Below are 19860 nucleotides of genomic sequence, written 5' to 3' on the forward strand. Positions count from 1 at the left end.
TTGTTGTGATTTTGTTCGAATTATCCGGGCAGGTGTCATTCTGTTCGGGGCGCCTCTCCTTTTTGTTGGTTACGGTAATGGCTTGGCGTCTGACCCGTACAACGTTTGAACCATTTACTGAAATATTTGCTGTCTCCAAGTCCTGTGCGTTCGGCAATCTCCTGCATCGTCAGTGTCGTATCCCGCAGCAGACCAGATGCCAGGCGCAGCTTCCGCTTATATTGGAAGGCAATAAAGCTGTCCCCGACTGCCTTCTTGAACAAAATGGAGAAGTGGCTGCGGCTGAGACCGACCTCCTCTGCAAGCTCGCTCGCCGACCAGTCGGCAGAAGGATTCGAATGCAGCAGATTTACAGCCTTCCAGATCGGCTCCGGCCAATCTTCGCCTGATACTCCATAGATTCGCTCCAGCTCCGCCTCTTTATGCAGAGACTGAAAGGCCTCCTTCAGATCGTCACTGTGCAGCAAAGAACCTCTGCGGCTCCACTGCAGCTTGCCGCATCTGCTCTTGCTCTCAACCAGAAGGCTGTCCGCAGCTCCCCGAAGGGAATCAGGGACGACCCAGTAGCAGTATTCCTCCCCGTAAGGAATCAGCATTCCTTCACACATGCTGCGGTCGTCATGACCTGCATCCTGCAGTAGTCCGTTCCAAGAAGACCCGCATTCCGCCGTTCGGATCAAATAAATATACAGCGGCTGTCCATCAAAATGCCACTGGCCTTCATGCAGCGTGGCCAGCTCGGCCGGGAATTTATCACTGTGTCCGTTCAGCCAGGCAAAGAGCAGCGTCTTCAGGCGTTCGCCATCCTGTGGAGCCCTGGAGGATGGTGCCGATAGGTCCTGCTGGAACTGTCTCAGCATCCCCTCCAGCTCTTCATCCTCAAAAGCCGTCTTCAGAAGGTAGCCCGACGCCCCCAGGCGGATCCCCTGCTGCGCATATTCAAAATCCCGATGGCAGCTGAGCAAAATGATCTTCGTATTCTGCGCCGCCTCCTTCACTTTACGGGACAGTTCAATACCATCCATCTCCGGCATCACAATATCCGTTATGACCACTTCAGGCCGGTACTCCAAAAAAGCCTCCCAGGCTTTCAACCCGTTGGGAGCATCCGCCACGACTTCCATCCCAAACTGCTCCCAAGGTACGGTTGAGCGCAGCCCTTTACGTACGATGCTCTCATCATCAGCGATCAGCACCTTAATCTTCTTTGCTGTATCCATCGGAACGCTCCTCCCTTTTGGGCCAACGAATGATTATAGTCGTGCCCTCACCCTTCGTCGAATGTACCGTAAGCCCAAACTCCGGGCCGAAATGAAGCTTAAACTTCTGGTCTGCGTTCTGCACGCCCAGTCCCCCGCGCCCGCGGCGCTTTGGTCCCGGAATGAATAAACGCTCCAGCTTTTCTGCCGATATCCCAGCACCGTTGTCCTTCAAAGTAAGCAGAAGCTCTTCCTTCTCCTCTCTGACACCAAGTTCAATGAGACCAATCCCATCGGTAAAGCCATGAAAAAATATATTTTCGAACAGCGGCTGCAACGTCATCCGTGGAATCAGATACCGCTTCAGTGCTTCCTCACAATGGAGTTCATAGCGGAAGACATCACCATACCTGATCTCCTGAATTTTCAGGAAATGCTCGATCATGCGCAGCTCTCTGCCAAGTGTGATCAGCTCCTGCGATATATCGAGATTCCCTTCCAGTACCATCGTCAGGTGGTACAGCATCTGGCGGATATCCTCCGCCCCTTCGAGCCGGGCTTTCCATTGAATCGAATTCAGCGTATTGAAAAGCAAATGCGGATTAATCTGATAATGAAAAGCCTTCAGCTCGGCTTCCTTCTTCAGCCGCTCGCTTTGTTCCACTTCTTGTACCAGCGTCTGCACTCCGCTGACCATCCGGTTGAAGCTCATATCGAGGCTTCCCAGCTCATCCCGCCCTTCGATAGGCATCCGGGTATCCAGTTTGCCAAAGCTGACCTTTTGCATGGAATCCTTCAGGGAGCGGATCCGGTCCGTAAACCGGGAGGAGAATATATAGGCAAGTCCAAAGGCCAGCAAACACGAAATAACTGCTACCACAATGGTGTTGGAACGAATAATTCCCGACGATAAATAAAATGCTTTGGCAGGCAGCCTTGCTTCAAGAGTCCATTGACTCACAGCCAATGTCCGGTCCCAGATCATATCGCTGTCTTTCGGAGTGAATGCCGATGCACTTTGGTATACGATTCTTCCGTCCGCCGCCTTAATCGTCAGATGGGCCTTAGTATCCTTCTCAAACAGCCTGAACATATGAAGCAGCTCCTGTGCATTTTCCTCGATCAGAATCGTGCTGCCGTCCTGCGCACCGTTTGAGTTATGGATGGGTACCGCGAGCCCCAGCACAGGCAGATTGGGATCACCTGCACTGGTCATCGCATGGTTTTGCATATAAAAGCCAAGCCAGTAGATTCCTTGATATGAGGACGGCTTCTCCTTCCATGCAGGGATGCTTCCTAGCTTGGTGACATCCAGATTGTTTTCACCATAATAATAACCTGACGGAGTGATAATATATATTCCGGCCGTCTTGTCGGTCCGAAGTGATTTGAGAAGAGCTTCAAAGTCATTTTTCTCAATAATTTCGTTATAGCTTACAGGAGCCCGGTTCCCGAGATCCGTGCGAGCCGGATCCAGCAAATAGGAATAGATCGTCTCACTCAACTGCTTCATCCGGCTTAAGGATGAACTGGTCTGCTGCTCTAACTGCGCTACGGCATTCTCACCGTATTTCCCAAACTGCGAATTGATAATTCTGGCAGACTGGTAATACGATACCGCACCTAGTGAGAGCAGAGGAATGAGGGTTACGATGAGAAAACAAAATAACAGCTTGGTTCGGATGCTTCGATAGGATCCGGACCAGATGCGGCGGTATAGCCAGTGGATATTCATACACAGTTTCTCCCCTCACCAGCAGTACGTATATCTGCATTCTAGCATGGACAGACATCCAATAGATAAAACCCTCCATCTTATGATACCGCTTTCAATTCATTCGCTGCGAATAACCTTTATCTATCGTTATCGGATCATCGATCAAACGGGAAAAGCACCTCCCCTAAAAGCTGTTAAAAACAGCCGGGGAAGTGCGGATTAATGCTTAGCTTGTATACTCATGACCCAAAATCAGAAATACGCTTGAGGTCCACGTAAATGCCCTGTCACGCAAACCTTCGCCAGTTACAGCATCAAAATTCTCCGCCATACCGCTGCGGTTCAGCATGCTGCAAAAGCGCTTTGATACCTCCTGTGCCAGCTCCACATCGCCGGCTGCGGCAGCTCCCTCTACGAGCAGCATGGTTGACGGCGCCCAAATCGGACCACGCCAGTATCCATCCGGTAAATAGTATGGACTGCTCACGCTTTCAGTCGCCCAGCCGTTTTCCGTCAGGAAACGGTTGTCTTCACGCAGTCCTTTAAGGAGAGCCATGCGGATATGTTCAGGAAGACGCTTGCCTAGCAAAATCGGCACAAACAGCAGCAGGCTATCTCCTTCTGATGGCTCATGCGTGCCCGAGCGGCAGGAAATGAATTTTTCATCCTTCCAGAAATGGCTGATCATCTTATCCAGCGTATCTTCCGCGAGGCGTCTCCATGCCGAGGATTCCTCCGCAAGCCCCAGCAGACCGGCAATTTCAGCGAGAAGCTCAGTCTGAATGACGAGAAAAGCGGCCAAATCAGGGCTTTCTACTGGAATCCCGTTATTAAACGCCGTGCTGTTATCCCAGCCGGAATCGTTACCATGATTATATTGGGGGATACCGTCGCCGTCCCCGTCGCGGTACCGGAACCACCAGCGTGTCCACTTGGACAGCGGGCCGTATATTTCACGCAGCTGGGCCTCCCGGATATAATCGGTCCGCTGCATCATCCAGGCCAGCGTCCACCCGTGAATTGGCGGTTTGTTGCAGTTCCACAGTTCATATTTATCATTCACGAAGTCTGGTATCAAGCCGCTCTCGTCCTGGCGGTCAAAAAGGATCATGAACTGGTCCCAGGCCAGCTTGGGATCATGGCGCACCAGGGCCATCGCATTGAAGCAGTGATCCCAGCTCCATATATTCGTCATCCAGTTCTTCGACATATACATAGCTGGACGGGTCAGACAGCCTTCCGCAGGAACCAGGCAGGACCAGGTGATGTAAGCAGCCAATTCCCGCCCCTCCTGCCAACGCTCTGGTATGGAGAGGCTGCGATCCAGCCACTGGGTAAAATCGGCTCTCGTTGTCTTCACGGCATCATCAAAGGGCTCCCATGCATCTCTTGGCTCCCAAACCGTGCGAAATTCCTCAACCGCAAATTCCGCCATATTCGTATCTGTCTCTGCTGTAAACTCAGCCACCACGCGCGAGCTCTTAATTTTGTCCCAAGGGACTTCCATCTTCATACCACCGACGAGGCGGGTTAGCATGAACCTGCATTCATGGGTGAAGCTGTTCATTTCCCAGCTATCGCTGTTCACTTCATATGCATAATCATATGCTGCCGGCATAAAGGTAAGCCGGATACCGCAGCCCTTCGCACGGAAGCGGACGGTACGGCTGTCCGAAATGCAGATTTCCGCGTAGATTGCTGAAGCAGGCGAATTCAACCTAACAGCTTCCGGAGATGCATCCGGTGTGAATGGAAGCGGCCGGCCCAGCTGATCCAGCAGTTCAATACGGAATGCTTCGCCAAACTTGTCATCCCCTCCCCGCACAGTTCGCAGATAGAGGCCTTGCTGTCTATTCTTCCCTTCAGGCAGCAGCGATACCGCGAGGAACGACTCCCTGCGGCTGAAGGGTACAATGCTCAGATCAAATTTCATGGCTGTTCTCCTTCACCAAGAGGAATAATACGCTTTCATTTTACCTCTTTCGTTTAGAGATCAGGAACGGTCAGATGTTTTCGAAGCAGAGGGAAATTTGTTGGGAATGCATGCCCAGCTAAGACGATGGTGTAATTTTGTTAGCGAAAAGGGGGTGTGAATGTTAGATAATGTACTTTGTTTCATACGCCCCATTCCTTCCTTGCATCCGCAACCGACTTTTGCGGAGTTTTCCCCCATGCATAATGTCCTTTCGGCTTGCGCCCGATCCATCTTTCGTCGACCGGCTCCGAAGCGAGCTGATAACGGGTATCCGAGCTTATTCTATATCGATGGGTCGTATTATTTAGAGAGGCATGCATCATGTACATTCCAAAAATAATTACATCTCCGGCTTCAAAAGATGTTGTCGCCCATCTTCCCCCGAAGGTCTCAACGATTTCGACCGGGTCTTCGGAAAACCAGCCTGTCGCCACATTGTCCCGATCGACATCCATTTCCCCGTACGTCTGCTTAATTCTGTTATAATGCTGCGATCCGAGACATATGGCCAGCGTCCCTAATTCCAGCGGTATATCTCCAAACGGAGTCCACATCGTATAGACATCCTTCGTTCCCCTCCCCATGTAGACGACATCATAATGGGCACCTGTATTTCCGCCATGAGCAACGGCCCGCGGCCATTTGTAATCATAAGTCATTGATTCACCGCCGAGTAAACGATCAAAGAAGCTCATCACGGAAGGATTGTTGACGACCTCTAAAAAGTCTGGAAAGTCATCTTGCAGCTCTTCTGCGCTTCCGCCCCACATCGCACCTTTATTTTCTTCAGCCAGAACCCCATCTTCTAAGGGAGCTTCTTGATCAAGAAGGCCCATGGCATGCAGCTTATGCAAAAATTCCATTCTCGCAGACAGCACCCTTTCACGGTTATGAAATCCCCGAATGAACAGATAGCCATCTTCTTTTAGGCGAACTCGAAGTGCCTCCGTGTCCTCCAAAATATCATTGCTGCTCCTGAGCTCCGTCAAATATTTGCCTCCCATCTCAAGTGCTCTTTCTTCGATGGTCACCTTCATGCTGATTTCTCCCTTCTTTACGTCCGGCTACCTGCCAGCCGTATATTGGATTCCTTATCAGCATAGGGGATTTCAATGATGAAATCGTTAGCCAAAACCGGATCATATTTACGCAAAACCCGCTTAGCTATGATAAAGCCGCTGCCGGGTTCTCCATTCGGTAGGAGGATACCCCTCCATTTTTTTGAACCAGAGCGAGAAAGAATGAAGACCGGAAAAACCAATCATTTGAGCAATGGATTGCATATCCCGATCTGTAGAGCTTAACTGCCATTTAGCTTCAGCGAGCCGGCACATTTGCTGATAATGCTTGGGTGTCATCCCGTAAACTTTATTGAAACTTTTGCGGAAGCCCTCCTCCGAAAGACCACATATTTCGGCCAATGCTGTGATTTGAATAGAATTCTGCATATGTTCGCGGATATAGTCACCAGCGTGGGTAATGGAGAGTGCCTGCTGTTCAGCATGGGAGTGTTCATTTAGAAACAGCAATAATATCTCAATCCATGCCAAGTAATTTCTTTCCGGTTCTTTTAGCATGGAGGAACGGATTCGAAGCCATTCGCGGAACAGACGTTCATAATGATCCTGATCCAGGCGCGATAATGCGATGATCCGGGGAAGACCATTCATAACCAGTCTATTGAATAATTCCCGAGTTTTAAGAGGGAGACCATTGATTAGCAGTACGCCAAACCGAATAGGTGTAATCGCATGAAATGAATGCGGAAGATCTGGAGGAATCAGAACGACATGCCCCGCTTCCACCATTCTTTCTTTATCTGCTCCTCGGAAACGGCCGCTTCCTTCCAAAACTACGGAGATTTCCATATCCTGATGGCTCCAAAGACGTTCATCTTCCCAATCCTTGTCGTGGGTGCCTATAAAGCTCCTGATTTCAAGCAAGATTCATCTCACCTCACACACTTCGTATAATGAATTTCACTATACAATCGATAAATACTTCGATCAAGCCCACAATGAAAAGATGGAAGCCATCCACCGTATAATAAAAAAACACCCCGTAGAAAGTATCAGATAACCACGAGGGCTGATCCAATATCTACAGGGTGTGTGCGATCCACGGAAGGGGATTCTTATTTGCCGTGACATTTCTTATATTTCAAGCCGCTTCCGCATGGGCAAGGTTCGTTTCTTCCGACCTTTGCAATAACGTTTTCGTTATCTTCCACGAGTCTCACAAGACCTTTTTTCGGATCCTTTCCTTCTTCCATGGCGTTCATCTCAACCAGCGTGTGTCCACCATTGGACCACATTCTTGTGTTGTTGTACACCTCTGCAAGCAAGGAAATGACGCGCTGTGCATGTACCGGGGTTTTGAAGGAAATCTTGCGGTTTTCAAATTCATTGATCAAATCCTGCATCGAGGATTTATTCGTGCAGGCCAACTGCACATCATCGATCAGATACTCAACAAGTTCCTTATCCTTGCACATGTTATTAATCACAAAAGCCTGCAGCTCGGCAAGCTGCGGTGTCATTTCGAAGTAGCTTTGATCCGCATAACGGAGAAGCTCCTCTTTTTCCGGAACGTAAAATGCTTTGCTGTCCAGGTCTTCCGTCAGCTCTGCCAGCTTGCTTTCGTCCGCGCCGTTCGCTACCAAACCGTTGTAAAGAATACCATCTTGAAGAAGGATATCCTGACCGCGCTCGATCATTTCACCTGCATATTTCGCAAGCTCTTCTTCCGTCATAACTTCGCTATGCTGCGAATTCAATATGTGAACAAGCTTGTCCAGCTTGATGACCCCGTATAAATGAGCGGCAGCGGCGATATATTCATAGGCCTCCTGCTTGGAGCCATGCTCCTGTTTCAGCTCAGACAGATCGATTTGAGATGCAGCCGATTTTATTTCTTCCGGCATCAGGACGTACAGCTTGCCCTCGTTAAAAAAGCTGAATACCAGTCCGCGTTCCATAAAATAAGAATATTGTCCAAACGGCAGTGCATTCTCCTGGATGGATGGCTCTTTAATAAGCGTTTCCAGAAGAGCCCATTCGTCCGCATCCGTTACAAGAACAATGGATTGCAACTGTTCGGGGTCGGTCAAATATGCTGAAAGAGCATCCGCAAGCTCTTCCTTCTTCATCTTGGAGCGTCCGGAAATTTGATTGACGGAGGCAAGCGAAGAAAGTCTTGATTTGGTCAAGCTTTGCAGAATTTCCGGCAAACGGGTCATCACGTCTCCAATGATGGCGTGCTGTATATTACGTTCTTCCATTTGTAACCTAGGGTCTTCCAACATTTACACCTCTTCCAGATTGATAAGCATGCGCAGCGCACGAAAATGGCCGCACCTTTATCCATTATACACTATTAGGGCAAATTCATCTCTTGCTTAAGTAGAATAAGACCCGGCCTCCGGAAGGCCGGGTTCATCATGCTTCAAATATAAACAGATTACACCATGATTTTACAAATGTCATTCGTAAAATCAACAGGGTCCTGAATGGGAAGCCCTTCGATCAGCAGCGCCTGGTTGTACAGCAGATTGATATAGAGCGCCAGCTTCTCCTGATCTTTTTCAAAAGCGGCCTTCAGTGACTGGAACACCTCATGATGCACGTTAATCTCCAGAACTTTGTCCGCCTGAATGCCCTCGCTGTTCGGCATCGCATTGAGCACTTTTTCCATCTCGATTGACAAATCGCCTTCCGCAGTCAGGCATACCGGATGAGACTTAAGACGCTTCGAGGCCTTAACCCCCTTAACCTTGCCGGAGAGAATGGTTGACATCGCTTCGAACAGATCTTTGTTCTCTGTAGCTTCCGCTTCGGATGAAGTCTCGTCCGCGTCTGCTTCAATCCCAAGATCACCGCTCGATACCGATTTGAATTCCTTCTCTTTGTACGTCATCAGCATTTTGATCGCAAATTCATCAATGTCATCTGTCAGATACAGAATTTCATAACCCTTGTCAGCGACAAGCTCCGTTTGTGGAAGCTTTTCAATACGCTCGACGGAAGTACCTGAGGCGTAGTAAATATATTTCTGGTCCTCCGGCATTCTGGATACATACTCATCAAGAGTCACCAGCTTCTTCTCGTTCGAGGATGTAAACAGCAGCAGGTCTGACAGCGTGTCCTTATTCGCGCCATAATCATTATATACGCCAAACTTCAGCTGTCTGCCAAATGCCTTGAAGAAGGTTTCGTATTTGTCACGGTCATCCTTCAGCAGGGATTGCAGCTGGCTCTTGATCTTGCTCTTAATGTTTTTGGCGATCAGCGTCAGCTGGCGGTCATGCTGCAGCATTTCCCGGGAGATGTTCAGGGACAAGTCCTCGGAATCCACCATCCCTTTCACGAAGCTGAAATAATCCGGCAGAAGGTCTGCGCATTTGTCCATGATCAGTACGCCGTTGGAATACAGCTCCAGCCCTTTTTCGTATTCCTTGGAATAGTAGTCGAACGGTGTGTTCTCCGGAACGAACAGAATCGCATTATATACAACAGCGCCGTCCGCTTTCACATGCACATGGGTAAGAGGCTTGTCGAACCCGTAGCGTTTTTCGGCATAGAAGTTCTCATAGTCCTCCTGCGTGAGCTCGCTCTTGTTCTTGCGCCAAATCGGTACCATGCTGTTTACCGTCTGCTCTTCCTTATACTCCTCAAATTCACCGTCGCTGCCTTCTTTCGGACGGTGTCCGGTTACCTCCATTTTGATCGGGTAGCGGATGAAATCCGAATATTTCTTAATGATGCTTCTCAGGCGGTAATCCTCGAGATAATCATCGTATGAGTCATCCTCCGTATTATCTTTGATTTTGAGGGTGATCTCCGTCCCAACCGAATCCTTCTCGCAAGGTTCAATCGTGTAGCCATCCGTTCCTTCGGATTCCCAGCGGTAAGCCTGGTCGCTGCCCAGCGCTTTACTGATGACCGTAACCTGATCGGCAACCATGAATGCGGAATAGAAGCCTACCCCGAACTGGCCGATGATGTTGTGGCCTTCCTTCGCTTCGTTCTCGCTCTTGAAAGCCAAAGATCCACTCTTGGCGATAATACCGAGGTTATTTTCCAGATCCTCCTGCGTCATGCCAATGCCGGTATCTGTGATCGTCAGCGTACGTTTGTCCTTGTCAGCAGTAATATGAATGTAATAATCATCCTTATTAAATACGAGCTGATCATCCGTCAGCGCCTTATAGTAAATTTTATCGATCGCATCACTAGCATTAGAGATCAATTCTCTCAGAAAAATCTCTTTCTGTGTGTAAATCGAATTAATCATCATCTCCAGCAAGCGTTTTGATTCGGCTTTAAACTCTTTTTTCATCATGAGCCTTGCTCCTTTCGATTCAAACGATATTTTTAGCACTCTTTCATCCTGAGTGCTAATTTCTTACTTTTATATATCACACCTTGATTTTCAAAGTCAATATGTAACATGTTACGCGAAAGATTTGTTCATGAATCTGCGTAGATGTTTACAGATAGTAAATAGCCCTCCCCCGAGCTACCGGGGCAGGGCTGTTGCCGATTCGATTCCCTTGAATGAATCCGGAATTAATTCCAGCACTGCTCTATTCACCACTCAAGCTTTTTCCGCTCCGCCTTTGTACCGTATGCTGCATTTTCAATGGATATGTCACCTATAACCACGATTAGCCCTCATTGTATGCCACTCTTCCTTCTCCTGCGGGACCAGCCAGCTCCAGCTGTCCCAAGCCGGTTACCGCCTCCCGCGAGCCGTCCCGCTCAGGATCGGCGTACCGGACGAACCACCGCTCCAACTGCGCCTTCATTACAGCTCGCTGCTCCTGCACCGACGGTTCATCGACCAAATTCGTCAGTTCACCCGGATCTTTAACGAGATCATATAACTCGTTTGGCCCGTATGGGTATCGTTGAACGTACTTCCAGTCGCGAGTTCGGATCATCCGCACGGGGCCGTATTCATCGAAAATCACGATATCTTCGCGGTCGCTTCCCTCTTCACCGAGCAGCGCCGGCAAAAAGCTACTGCCAGGCAGCTGCTGGTTTGTGTCCGGATTGTCGATACCTGAGTAGTCGAGCAACGTCGGCATAAAATCATAGCCGCTGGCGAGCTGGTCACAGACGCGATCTTGTGGGATGCGGCCAGGCTGACTGAATATAGCCGGTATCTTGACAGATGTATCGAACATATTTTGAGGAAAGGTACCGTTTCCTTTACCCCAGATACCGTGATGTCCACAATTAAATCCGTTATCGCTTAAGAAACAGACGAGTGTTTGCCCGCGTATGCCAGTATCGTCGAGCTTGTCAAGAATTCGTCCTATGTTCTGGTCCATGGCGGTTACCGCCGCAAAGTAACCTTTTAAATTTCCCCGTTGATCGACCAACCAAGGAGCGGTTTCAATCGCCCATGGATGCCGCGGCTCTTGGGGACACGTCTCAAATGCGCAGTTATCGTACATTTTCACGAATTCTTCGGGATGATTATCGACCCAGGGACTGTGCGGAGCCGTATAATGCACACTCAAATAAAAGGGCCGGCTACCGTCATGGCTGTCCAGAAAGTGGAGCGCATTGTCGGTAATCGCATCTGTCAAATATCCGGGTTCGTTGATCGGTTTGCCATCTCGAATCATCGGAGCATCGTAGTAATTGCTGCCACCCGTTTGGTGTACATACCAATGACTAAAGCCATGCTGTGGCAACAGGCTGTCACCCAGGTGCCATTTACCGCTCAGCCCGCACACATATCCATTGTTCGCCAAAATATCGGTATAGGTGGTCTGGCCCTCTAAATACCGGATTGACCTCTCTCCGACGTTGCCGCCGGAAATCCAGTCGTGGACGCCATGCTGCGAAGGAATTCGCCCGGTGAATAGAGAGGCCCTTGCCGGCGAGCAAACCGGTGAGGTGCAAAAAAAGTTCGAAAATCGCATGCCCTCCGCAGCCAGGCGATCCAAATGAGGGGTATGGATTTCGTGGTTGCCCGCACATCCTAGCGCCCAGGATCCCTGATCGTCACTTAAAATCATTACGATGTTCGGCCGGTCTGCAATCGGTTGAGCCATCCATGAACACTCCTTGTATTTCAAATTATTGCAAAGCTACGATTTATTTTGCGCTTGGTAAGCTTTGTTTACGGCATCCAGCACTTTGCTGCCGCCTTGACTCCGCCATTTTTTGGACAATTCGGCGATGCCGGCATCGATATCGCGTTTGCCTGTCATCATTTCGGTGAAATATTGATTATACAGTTCGCTAAGGACGCCTCCCAACTCAACCTCCTCGGCTGTCGTCGTATTCAGCAGGTTCGGAACCATATACTTGGTTGCGATATCGACGGACTCCTTGGCGCGTTCGGCTTGAGGCTCCGTTTGAGGCAAATAGTTTTCAGTGAGCGGCCAGACGACGCTGCCCCATGCGAGGGGATGTGCCCAACCATTGGAGGCAAATCCGTCCTTAGCCCGTTCAGCCTCATTGTAGACAATCTGATCTCCCTCCTTGGTGTAATGTATGCCTTCAATACCAAGCTCCAGCAAGTCGCGGCCTTCCTTGGACAGCATAAATTCGATCAGCTTGGCGGCCTTCTCCGGATTTTTCGCGTTTTTCGTTATCGCCGTGAATAAGCCTCCCTTCGGTGCGCTGTTCATCCCACGCGCTCCGTCTGGACCCGCAGGAGGCCCCTCGTAACCTAGCTTTCCGTCCGGGTTCACTTTTTGCAGACTCGTTTCAAGCCGGTTGACGTGGCGGAAAAGTGCGGTTTGCATAAAACCGACCTTCCCTTGATAAAATTTTTCCTCGCGCTTTTGCGTATCGTTCAGCAAAAACTCCGGATCGATCAGCTTTTCGTCCCACAACTTGCGCAAATATTGCATCCCTTGTTTGAATGCCGGATGCTCGAATACCGGTATGACATTGCCGGCGCTATCCAGAACCCAGTCTCCATGCGGAAGCCCGTAGGCAAAAAATACAAAGTTGAACTGGCCACCACCTTTTTGCGCGGTTAAGCCGTAGGTGTCATTTTTTCCATTTTTATCAGGATCCCTTGTTGTAATGGCCTTCAACGCCTCATAAAATTCGTCCAAGGTTTGCGGCGGCTTGATCCCAAGTGTATCCAGCCAATCCGCCCGGTAAGCGAGCGCCGTGTTGGCCCGTTCCTCTATGAAAGGGTAGCCGTAATATTTTCCGTCGACCGCGGTCCATTGTGAATTTTTCTCGATTTTCTCTTTTACGGTCGGCATTTCCGACAAATAGTCGTTCAGTGGAATGAGCAGACCTTCGTCTATCCACTGACTGAGAGACGGTGAAGGGTAATTAATCGTGACAATATCCGGCAGGTCCCCGGTTGCCATCGCGACATTGATTTTTTCAAACCCGTTCTCAGGCACAAATTTTGCTTCCAAGTCAATGTCCAGCCGTTTGTTGATTTCGGCCAAAACTCGATCACCCGGCAGAAGCCCCTTCGCCGCATTGTCACCCGGCGTCAAAAAAACAATTTTGGTGGGGCTGCCGCCCCCATCTTCAGCATTGCCGTTCTCCGATCCGCCTCCACACGCGGTTGCCGTAATCACCATGGCGGCGATGAGCGTAAACAGCATCCAAGTTCTAAATCTCTTCATTTCTCCTTTTCCCCCTCTTCATTTAAGTGAAGTTCCGCATGTCATTCCTTGACGGCACCGAGCGTAATGCCTTGTACGAAATAACGCTGAAAGAACGGATAGATCATCATAACTGGAATAGCCGAAACCATGATCGTAGCCATCTTGATGGATTGACCAAGAAGAAACGGGCTGTCTCCGCCCGACTGGAAAGCCGCCTCATTTTCAAGCAACATGGACCGGAGAAACAACTGCAGCGGCCACAAATCTTTGTCGGTAATATACATCACGGCAGTGAAAAACTCATTCCATTTCGACACTGCGTAAAAGAGCGAAACTGTGGCAATGGCCGGCATGGATAACGGAACCACAATACGGAAAAGGAGGCCGAAATCATTACACCCGTCAATTTTCGCGGATTCTTCCAAGCTTTCCGGGATGGAGACAAAAAAGCTGCGCATCAAAATCAGGTTGTACGTTTGAATGGCCGTCGGAATCATCATCGCCCAGACCGTGTTAAGCATCCCAAGCTGCTTGACGACGAGAAAATTCGGAATGATGCCCCCGCCGAACATCATCGTAAACACAATCGCGAACATCACTACGCGACCGCCAGGCAGTTCCTTTTTGGAAAGCGCATAGGCGGCCAACGTCGTAGCCGTCATACTGATGATTGTTCCCGCAACAGTGACGAAAATGCTCACCATGTATGAGCTCCATAACTGATCCAGATTAAGCAAATATCGGTAAGCCTCAAGCGTGATGCTCCGCGGAAATAGATGCACGTTGGTCGATAGATTTTCGTTCAAGGGGGTCATCGAGATGATCAACGAGTCCCAGAACGGATACAAGGTCAGCACCGCAATCACCGCCAGAAGCACGTAATTCAGGACATCGAACAGCTTGCCGCCGAAACCGGAATACGACATATCCATCCTCCCTTTTAGTAAATTCCTTGCTCGCCCATCATCCGGGACAAGCGGTTGGCGGCGATTAGTAGGATGAAGTTGATGGCCGACTTGAATAATCCGACCGCCGCGGCAAGGCTAAAGCGTCCTTCCGTGAGTCCGATCCGATAGACGTAGGTGTCGATGATGTCCGCTACGTTATAGACGCCTTCATGATACAGGACAAAGATTTGTTCGAAACCGGCTTCCATCAAGCCGCCGATGCGTAGAATCAAAAGAATGATGATCGTGCCGCGGATGGAAGGCAGAGTAATATGCCAAATCCGCCGCGCGCGGTTCGCTCCGTCCATATAGGCGGCTTCATATAGCTGCGGGTTGACGCCGGCAAGCGCGGCCATATAAATGATCGTGTTCCAGCCAAACTCCTTCCAGATCATCGACCAGACGAGCGTACCCCGGAAATAGCGGTCATCGGTCAAAAAGCCGATCGGCTCGCCACCTAACGATCGGACGATGTTATTGACGACGCCGCCGTCCGTTGATAGCAGATTCATGAGCAGGCCGCCCATGATGACCCAGGAAATGAAATGAGGAAGATATACGATCGTTTGCACAGTCCTTTTGAATAGCAGCTTCCTAGCTTCATTTAAAAGGATCGCCATGATGAGCGGCAGCGGAAATCCAAACACGAGCCGGTACAAGCTGATGATGATCGTATTCCAGAAAACGTGCCAGAATTTATCCAGGGTGAACAAATACTCAAAATGCTTGAAGCCTGCCCACGGGCTGCCAAGGATGCCTTTGGTAATGCTGAACTCCTTAAACGCAATCAATGCCCCGTACATCGGATAGTAATGAAACAAGACATAGTAAGCGGCCGCTGGCAGGAGCATGATGTACAAATACCGGTTGGCGACCATTCGTTTCCACAACCTTCGCTTCCGGAGCGGCGCGCGGACATAGCCGACATCCCTTGTCGGCAAGACCATAAACATTCCCCCTTCTCTATCGTATTTTTTTGAAAGCACTTTCATCTTAGAAAAAGGAAAGGAAGCGCTCAAGATTCAATGGATATGAACGGTTTCTTTTTTGGGGATCCGCCTGGTATCAGTTGATCGGATTGGAGTCATTTTTTCCGTTTTCGTCGGTTAAACGCCCGAGCAAATGACGATTCCGATACTCCGAAGGGGTGAGACCGGTATATTTTTTAAAAGTCCTAATCACGTTCTGCTTTTGCCCGAAACCGGTGAGTTCGGCAATTTCAATCACGCTTTTGTTTGTTTGGGCAAGTAAGCGGCATGCCTCTTCCAACCGGATTTCCGTCAAACATTCGGTAAACGTTTGGCCCGTTACTTCCTTAAAGACTTTGGACAAATAATGGCTGTTCATAAATACGAGGTCAGCGATCGTTGTCAAGCCGATCGACTCCCGGAAATGCTCCCGAATGTAGGCGACCAGCTTTTCGATCACTTCCACGTTTTTGTTTATCCGTTTGTCGTGCAACTCTTCAGACAACTGTTCCAGAACGCTCCCCAACCAACAGCGGATTCCCTCCATATTTTGCAGTTTGGGGAAATCGGCATACCAATGGCGCTCCTCCTGATCCGGTTCGTCATCCTTTCGCACAAGCTCGACCCTTACGGCCACCAGCCCATTCAGAAGATACGCCAGAATCATATGCTTATATGAAAAACCGACATCGGCGTCATTCTCAAGCTGCCCGATAATGTGATCCTTCGTCTTCAGAGCCTTTTCAAGGTTACCCGTCTTCAACTCGCCGATCATTTTGTCCACCAGGCCGCGGTATGCGATAAAACGGTTACGATTGGACTGGTTGACCTGCATGTCGTGGAGGGATAAAACACTGCCTTTCCCGGCGATTTGCTCGTAAAAAAGAGCTTCCACCGCTTCGTTATAGGCAAGGAAAATCTCGGATAATTTTCGATACTTGCCACCGATACCGAAAGTGAGCAGCACATCCTTCAGCTGTCCGGTCACCGCCGTCTTCAGCTGCAGCGCGAGCTCCTTCGTTTTATCAAAAGCAAGGTCATTGCCGATCCATTGCCCAGCATTCAGGATGATGACATCGTGCCGATGAAATTGGCTAACGTATACACCTTTCGTGTACCTGGCCATCGTTTCTTCGCAAATGGTACGGATTCGGAAATGGATGAGATTCCGCATCTGCTCTTCGGTCTCGGTCTCAGGCATCCAGGCGTCGGTAAGATGAATGCGGATCACCATCACGATAAAATGTTCCGGATCCAAATTCAGTCCGTAATATTCCAGCTGACGCAGCATGTCCTCACCGTCATCAGCTTTGCCGGACAGTAGATTCACCAGCATATGGTCTTGCAAGATCAACTCCTGCTCGTGGAACGTTGCCTTAAATTCCTCATTTTCATTAACGAGTTGCGTAAAAGACTCACGGATAAAGCCGAATTCATCCCGATATTTGATGTCATTCAAAGGTTTCTCCAGGTTGGATACAATGTGCTGAACCATTCTTTTGATGGGCTTATAATAGGTTCGCGAAACGAGCATCATCAGCAAAATACCAAGCAAAAGCCCAATCAGCGAAATGATAAAAGTAAAGCGGACGACTTCCTTGGATTGTTTGAACACTTCATCGTATGGGTTCAAAGTAACATATATCCATCCATTCAAGGTGGAAGTCTTAAAAGAGACCATATTCCGGACTCCACCGATCTCTTTCACGAAGTAGCCTTCCTTCTGGTCCCTTATCCGTTGAATATCACTAGCATCAAAACGCGTTAGTAGCGACTTTTTATCCCTATAAGACAGCACCTGGCCCTCAGGACTTAAAATCGCCACATTTCCGAGCTTTCGCTGATTTGTGTTCACGACTGCGTTGTATAATACATCCTCCTTCAAATTGATGAGTAGAACGCCCTTTTTCTGAGCATTTCGGATGGGCACACTGAAATAGAATGAGATCACGTCCCCGGATCCGGCCGTGGACGGTTGGCTCTCTGCCTCCCAGGACGAGGAGGATTGGATTTCGAGAAATCGCTGCAAGCCGCCGGTGTATGGGAAATCAGCTTTATCGTAGATCCCCGAACTAGATATCAATTTCTGATTGGTCGAGCTGTACAAATAAATCGAATGAATGTAATTGGAGGAATTGATGCGAGCGGAGAACAGATTGCTTGTGTTGACCAAAAAACGATAATCATCTTCCAAATTCCAGGCGAGCCATACCGCTTTCTGAACATCGGCGTCCAGCGCTAGAGAACTGGCCATCTGCTGCACTTCGCCCAGCGCCTGCTCGACGATCTTTTTAGTCTGAGCGAGCAGTTCGATATTGGAACCTAGTACCTCCTCCTTGAGTACTCGACTCGTGTAACGATACATCAGTGTTCCGACCAACAACGTGATCAAGACGACCGTGATCGTTAAATGAACGAGCAAGCGCATGAAAACAGTCCCCTTCATAACATCCCCCCTTAAATACATTGAAAAGACAACATAGCAATTCATTTGACGCGCCCAATACGTTTCTTTTAGAAATGTTGGGCTTCCCTGAATGGCTGAATTCTGTTGTTCTCAGGCAGTCTATTTTTTATTTTACAATGTTAAGGAAGAGATTCAAGTAAACCTTCGACACATTTTTGTAATCATTATGATGACTATATACGGAAGTAAAAAGCCCCCCTTGGCTATCTTGGAATATCGTTCGAGTGTGAACATTCCAATTTGTCCAAATAGGGGGGGGCTTTTTACTTCATCCTAGTGTCTTTTCTTATGCTTATAAATGTTATTCAATGCCCTGCTCTTTCGCTTTCGCGTTTACTTCGTCGATCATTTTATCCAGACCCTTGGCCTTGTAATTGTTCAGTGTATTTTCCCATGCTTTGTCGACAGGGTCTTTGCTCAGCATGATGTTGAGCAGATCGTCATGATCCAGAACACTGAATTTATCCTTGGTTGGCGTGGACATGTATGTCAGGCGAATATCATAATCTGGCACCTTGGAGTTTTTCTTGCTCCAGTCCACGAAGTTTACAGCCTCCTGGCGGATTTCCTTATTGGCGATGGTCGGGTTATTCATGTCATAAGCATTCGAAGTATTGTAAGTGACCAGGTTCATCAGGAAGCCTTTTGCCGGATATTTCTCATTCAAGGAAGTGTCTCCGATCGCAACCTTCTTGTCGCCTTCCACCTTGTAGTCCACATCCTTCACACCATAGGTCAGCAGATCATTGCCTTCCGGGGACAGGATATAGTCATACAGGCGCAAAATGCGGTCGAGCTTCTTATCGTCAATTTTGGCATTGAAATAGCTCTCAGACCAATACGTCTTAAATACAGGATGATAGCGTTCGCCATCCGGTCCAACAAGCGGCTTCAGCACCTTCACGTTTTGGGTAAAATCTTCGTTTGGATATGCTGTTTTCCAGCGTTTCTCATAAATGTTCTGGTCCATGCCCAGGAATCCGCCGCCAGCCAGAAGCGCTGCGGACTTGCCTGAAACGAATTTGTCATACGCCGTGTCCGGCTTCGTTAATGCGATATCCGGATCCACGAGCTTGTGGTCGAACATTTCTCTCATGTTTTGCAGCGCAGGCAGTGCCTTTTTGGAGAATACGGCCGGAACGAACTTGCCGTCTTCCTTGATCCATTTGAAATCACTGCCGCTGCCGTCACTGGTCGCCGCAGGGTTGCCGTACAGCCAGAAGAAGCCCCCGATCATTTTGGTCGTAGAAGAGGTCAGACCCGTAATATGCTTGCCTTCCGGATCCTTGTCCACGACAGCCTGAAGCAATGCTTTGAACTCATCCCAGGTCTCGGGCTCTTTCGTGATACCGGCCTTCTGAGCCAGATCCCAGCGGTACATCACGACACGGTCGAGGACACTCCAGTCCACCGTCGGGAACATCCGTCTTGGGACGCTGTAGTACTTGCCATTTTCGCTAAGACCCTTAATATCCGGCGTTTCAAAATACTCGGCCAGACTCGGGTATTTGCTCATATCCTCAGGCAGTGCTTTCACAATCCCCTGATTCACCCAGTTGCGGTAATACTGCGTACCAATCGCGTCCGTTGCAAAGATATCCGGAAGCTGACCGGAAGCCGCCCACATCTGGAACTTCTGCACATAGTCATCCCACGTGACATTCACGGGCTTGATGGTAATGTTGAATTTCTTCATCAAATCCTGGTAAATCGGGTCCTTGTCGAACTTCTCGGCAATCTGGTCAATATCCCAGAATGCCACCGAAATATCCAGATGCTCCTTGAAAGGATCATCATCGCTTGCCGCCGTGCTCTTGCTGTCTGGCGGAGTACTGCTGCTTCCTTCATTATTTGCGCTGTCTTTGCTGCCACAGCCCGAGAAGATACTCGCAACCATAACCACCATCAGAAGAAGAATGCTGTATCTGCGCATTTTTTTCAAATCAAAACCCTCCCTATTTGTATGTTCGATGAAACGGTGTCTGTAT

The 19860-nt window shown here is 49.1% G+C and carries 13 protein-coding genes; all 13 read right to left on the reverse strand.

Translation table 11 applies throughout. The features are described from left to right. Positions 1 to 35: 35 nt before the first annotated feature. Positions 36 to 1220, reverse strand: coding sequence for a response regulator transcription factor (locus E6W40_RS26575; RefSeq protein WP_136608603.1), 1185 nt, complete (start codon positions 1218 to 1220; stop codon positions 36 to 38). Then, positions 1198 to 2934, reverse strand: a complete 1737-nt coding sequence (locus E6W40_RS26580) for a sensor histidine kinase (protein WP_136608604.1) — start codon at positions 2932 to 2934, stop codon at positions 1198 to 1200. The genes E6W40_RS26575 and E6W40_RS26580 overlap by 23 nt, the downstream gene beginning before the upstream one ends. 208 nt (positions 2935 to 3142) lie before the next feature. Further along, on the reverse strand, positions 3143 to 4849 hold the full coding sequence (locus E6W40_RS26585) for an amylo-alpha-1,6-glucosidase (RefSeq protein WP_136608605.1): 1707 nt from the start codon (positions 4847 to 4849) through the stop codon (positions 3143 to 3145). Between the two features lie 182 nt (positions 4850 to 5031). After that, the gene (locus E6W40_RS26590; RefSeq protein WP_136608606.1) at positions 5032 to 5928 is read right to left on the reverse strand and encodes a phytanoyl-CoA dioxygenase family protein; all 897 of its coding nucleotides are present in this window, start codon (positions 5926 to 5928) and stop codon (positions 5032 to 5034) included. A gap of 123 nt (positions 5929 to 6051) precedes the next feature. Next, positions 6052 to 6834: an AraC family transcriptional regulator gene (locus tag E6W40_RS26595; RefSeq protein ID WP_246073206.1), complete on the reverse strand. Its 783-nt coding sequence runs from the start codon at positions 6832 to 6834 to the stop codon at positions 6052 to 6054. Positions 6835 to 7025: 191 nt separating this feature from the next. Then, positions 7026 to 8171 carry an SEC-C metal-binding domain-containing protein gene (locus tag E6W40_RS26600; RefSeq protein WP_168929064.1) on the reverse strand — a complete coding sequence of 382 codons (1146 nt, stop codon included), beginning with the start codon at positions 8169 to 8171 and terminating at the stop codon, positions 7026 to 7028. Between the two features lie 179 nt (positions 8172 to 8350). Then, the gene (htpG, locus tag E6W40_RS26605; protein ID WP_136608608.1) at positions 8351 to 10231 is read right to left on the reverse strand and encodes a molecular chaperone HtpG; all 1881 of its coding nucleotides are present in this window, start codon (positions 10229 to 10231) and stop codon (positions 8351 to 8353) included. Positions 10232 to 10556: 325 nt separating this feature from the next. After that, positions 10557 to 11957: a sulfatase family protein gene (locus tag E6W40_RS26610; protein ID WP_136608609.1), complete on the reverse strand. Its 1401-nt coding sequence runs from the start codon at positions 11955 to 11957 to the stop codon at positions 10557 to 10559. Between the two features lie 36 nt (positions 11958 to 11993). Then, positions 11994 to 13508: an extracellular solute-binding protein gene (locus E6W40_RS26615; RefSeq protein ID WP_136608610.1), complete on the reverse strand. Its 1515-nt coding sequence runs from the start codon at positions 13506 to 13508 to the stop codon at positions 11994 to 11996. A 41-nt stretch (positions 13509 to 13549) separates the two neighbouring features. Beyond that, entirely contained in the window at positions 13550 to 14416 is an 867-nt protein-coding gene (locus E6W40_RS26620) for a carbohydrate ABC transporter permease (protein WP_211147090.1), read from the reverse strand. A 14-nt stretch (positions 14417 to 14430) separates the two neighbouring features. Beyond that, complete coding sequence (locus tag E6W40_RS26625; RefSeq protein WP_136608612.1) at positions 14431 to 15384, reverse strand: ABC transporter permease; 954 nt, start codon at positions 15382 to 15384, stop codon at positions 14431 to 14433. Between the two features lie 118 nt (positions 15385 to 15502). Then, positions 15503 to 17851, reverse strand: a complete 2349-nt coding sequence (locus E6W40_RS26630) for a helix-turn-helix domain-containing protein (RefSeq protein ID WP_168929065.1) — start codon at positions 17849 to 17851, stop codon at positions 15503 to 15505. 322 nt (positions 17852 to 18173) lie between these two features. Next, positions 18174 to 19805, reverse strand: a complete 1632-nt coding sequence (locus tag E6W40_RS26635) for an extracellular solute-binding protein (RefSeq protein WP_246073237.1) — start codon at positions 19803 to 19805, stop codon at positions 18174 to 18176. Between the last annotated feature and the right edge of the window lie 55 nt (positions 19806 to 19860).

This window comes from Paenibacillus dokdonensis (assembly GCF_004916975.1).
In the GTDB taxonomy this organism is placed as follows: domain Bacteria; phylum Bacillota; class Bacilli; order Paenibacillales; family Paenibacillaceae; genus Paenibacillus_AQ; species Paenibacillus_AQ dokdonensis.

What these genes read in the sequence shown, in the direction of transcription:
- E6W40_RS26600 (WP_168929064.1), bottom strand. Translation starts at nt 8,171, where the DNA reads ATGGAAGAACGTAATATACAGCACGCCATCATTGGAGACGTGATGACC.
- E6W40_RS26625 (WP_136608612.1), bottom strand. Translation starts at nt 15,384, where the DNA reads ATGGTCTTGCCGACAAGGGATGTCGGCTATGTCCGCGCGCCGCTCCGG.
- E6W40_RS26615 (WP_136608610.1), bottom strand. Translation starts at nt 13,508, where the DNA reads ATGAAGAGATTTAGAACTTGGATGCTGTTTACGCTCATCGCCGCCATG.
- E6W40_RS26590 (WP_136608606.1), bottom strand. Translation starts at nt 5,928, where the DNA reads ATGAAGGTGACCATCGAAGAAAGAGCACTTGAGATGGGAGGCAAATAT.
- htpG (WP_136608608.1), bottom strand. Translation starts at nt 10,231, where the DNA reads ATGATGAAAAAAGAGTTTAAAGCCGAATCAAAACGCTTGCTGGAGATG.
- E6W40_RS26630 (WP_168929065.1), bottom strand. Translation starts at nt 17,851, where the DNA reads ATGAAGGGGACTGTTTTCATGCGCTTGCTCGTTCATTTAACGATCACG.
- E6W40_RS26585 (WP_136608605.1), bottom strand. Translation starts at nt 4,849, where the DNA reads ATGAAATTTGATCTGAGCATTGTACCCTTCAGCCGCAGGGAGTCGTTC.
- E6W40_RS26610 (WP_136608609.1), bottom strand. Translation starts at nt 11,957, where the DNA reads ATGGCTCAACCGATTGCAGACCGGCCGAACATCGTAATGATTTTAAGT.
- E6W40_RS26635 (WP_246073237.1), bottom strand. Translation starts at nt 19,805, where the DNA reads ATGCGCAGATACAGCATTCTTCTTCTGATGGTGGTTATGGTTGCGAGT.
- E6W40_RS26575 (WP_136608603.1), bottom strand. Translation starts at nt 1,220, where the DNA reads ATGGATACAGCAAAGAAGATTAAGGTGCTGATCGCTGATGATGAGAGC.
- E6W40_RS26620 (WP_211147090.1), bottom strand. Translation starts at nt 14,416, where the DNA reads ATGTCGTATTCCGGTTTCGGCGGCAAGCTGTTCGATGTCCTGAATTAC.
- E6W40_RS26580 (WP_136608604.1), bottom strand. Translation starts at nt 2,934, where the DNA reads ATGAATATCCACTGGCTATACCGCCGCATCTGGTCCGGATCCTATCGA.